Raw genomic sequence first — 2,379 nt, forward strand, 5'->3', positions numbered from 1 at the left:
CTTCATTCCCGAAAAGACAGGTGACTCTTCAATTTTCCAGCGCAGATACAACGATACAAAAACCAAAATTAAAGAAAGAATAAACGGTATCCGCCAGCCCCAGGCCGCCATAGCTTCCTTACCCAGCATAAAATTTAAAAGAAGTATGACACCATTCGCTACAACTACGGCCAATGGCGCTGCTGCCGTGGTAAAACTTCCATAATAACCTCTTTTTTCCTGAGAAACATATTCAGCCACCAATGAAGCTGCACCACCCCAGGCACCACCGATAGATAACCCTTGAATTACCCGCATTAAAAAGACTAAGACTGATGCTGTAACCCCAATTTGTGCGTACCCCGGAAGGATACCTATCAAGGCCGTTGCCGAACCCATTAAGAAAATTGCTATCATAAAAGTAGCCTTTCTTCCTAACCGATCCCCCATCGCGCCAAATAAAAGTGCTCCAAGAGGCCTGAAGAAAAGTCCAATAGCAAACGCCATAAAAGCTGTTAAAGTTTGGGCAATAGGATCCGTCTGGGGAAAATAATACGCCGCTAGCGACGTGGCCAGAAAACCATAAATAAAGAAATCATACCATTCAATCATTGTACCAATCATTGAAGTAGCGACCACCCGGTTTATCACACTTTGCGTTATTGCGGGTGGGGTTAAACTCCCAATCTTTGACTCCAGTGCCAATTCTTCATCCCTCCCAATAATTTTAGTTTAGTTTAAATTGCAAAATTTTTATTTTGAAGTGCTTTAAATCCCCCCTTTTCTGATATTTTTGACTATTTTAATTTTACTGAATATTTTTATAATTAAGAATCTCTTTTCCCTTAATTACCGAAATCCAACTTTGAACTGCTTTTTTTAAGGGTTTAAAATGCTGGTAATTTCAGGTTAACGGTTTAATGCTGTATTTAACCGTTAACCTGAAAAAATAAACCCCCTGATTAACTCAGAGGGTTTAAAAGCCGTTACGCCAAATATACCGGCGTAATAATATAATTTTTATCTTCTTCCAGAACCTGATTTAATTCTTCTTCGCTAACAAATTTATAAAAAACCTCTTCTTCCCCGTAGGACCAGCTTACCAAATAAAACATATTAAATTCCCCCAAACGGCATATGCCTGTATACATTATACTTTGTGCTTTTATTTTAACACTCCTTTTTCTTTCTGACAAGACTTTTTAAAAAATTTTCAGGAAACTTACTGTGACCAATCTCACAGAGATTTTTGCGCTATCCTACAAATATTCAGGCAAAATCCCGCTATAATAAAACTTAAGCAAAATAAAAAAATTAAAAGAAAGGGTGTTTTCGGTGGAAAAAGTGGTAAGGAAAATAGTCAAAATAAACGAAGAACTTTGCACCGGGTGCGGTAAATGCGTTACTCCCTGTGTAGAAGGGGCTATTGAAATAGTAAACGGTAAAGCCAAAGTGTTAAGGGAAGAGCTTTGCGACGGCGCCGGCTTTTGCCTGGCTGTTTGTCCCACCGGTGCTTTAACCATTGAAGAGCGGGAAACGGTGCCCTTCTCCCACGAAGCGGTGGAAGAGGTCAAAGCCCACAGGGAAGTAGAAGAAATCTTCTGCCACTTCTGCGGCAACTCCGAATACGATAAAGCTCTCTTCCCCATCCGCTATAGAGGCGACAGCGTATGGGCCTGCGCCCAGTGCCTCCCCCGCCTCATCCACGGTTAACTGGAGGGACGGTTCTGTCAGCCACCATTTTCCCTGCTTCTTTTCTTTAAAATGGTCATTCTCAGAACCGTCCCTTCCCTTATAGTGCCACAACCCTGCCCAATAAACCGGGCAGGGTTGTGGTCTTACTTAGAAATATCCACTTTTTTCGTTTCCTTAAGAAAGATAGCCCCTAAAATTGCCGAAATAGCCACACTGATTACCGGATACCAAACACCGGCCAGCGGGTCGTTAAATTTTTGAGTAAACCACAGCATAGCATAGGGAGCAATCCCACCAAAAATACCTACAGGAATATGGTAAGCTATAGACATAGCAGTATAGCGCACTTTTGCCGGAAACATTTCCGGGAAAAGGGAACCATAAGGAGCATAGTACATCGCCCCCCAGGTAGCCAGTAAAACAGCAGTAATTCCCATCTTAACCGGGTCACCGGTAGGAATAAGCTTGTAGAGAGGGTACCAGGTTATTGCCGCCAAAGTATAACCAAGGATTAAAACCGGTTTTCTTCCCCATTTATCTAATAGCACTCCTCCCAACAATATAGTTGCTATAAATCCAAATACGCCAGCTATCATCATAATCGTTGCAGCCGTTACAGGATCAGCCTTACCAATAAGCTTAATATGGTTTACCGTAGCAAAATACGCACTGTACCAGCCCGCACCTAAACCGATACTAATTAAT

At 41.9% G+C, this 2,379-nt stretch carries 4 protein-coding genes; 1 reads left to right on the forward strand and 3 read right to left on the reverse strand.

What is annotated here, in order from left to right:
* Positions 1 to 684 (reverse strand): MFS transporter (locus tag ciss_RS09175; protein ID WP_143298535.1); only part of this gene is annotated, 684 nt, incomplete at its 3' end.
* Positions 685 to 965: 281 nt separating this feature from the next.
* Complete coding sequence (locus tag ciss_RS13695) at positions 966 to 1,094, reverse strand: hypothetical protein (protein WP_268874215.1); 129 nt, start codon at positions 1,092 to 1,094, stop codon at positions 966 to 968.
* A gap of 220 nt (positions 1,095 to 1,314) precedes the next feature.
* Here ciss_RS13695 and ciss_RS09180 point away from each other — a divergent pair, with 220 nt between their 5' ends.
* On the forward strand, positions 1,315 to 1,692 hold the full coding sequence (locus ciss_RS09180; RefSeq protein WP_235837283.1) for an ATP-binding protein: 378 nt from the start codon (positions 1,315 to 1,317) through the stop codon (positions 1,690 to 1,692).
* A gap of 125 nt (positions 1,693 to 1,817) precedes the next feature.
* Here the strand turns inward: ciss_RS09180 and ciss_RS09185 are convergent.
* Positions 1,818 to 2,379: MFS transporter (locus ciss_RS09185; protein ID WP_143298538.1), on the reverse strand; the 562-nt coding region annotated here is incomplete at its 5' end.

Origin of the sequence: Carboxydothermus islandicus, assembly GCF_001950325.1 — a bacterium.
In the GTDB taxonomy this organism is placed as follows: Bacteria; Bacillota; Z-2901; order Carboxydothermales; family Carboxydothermaceae; genus Carboxydothermus; species Carboxydothermus islandicus.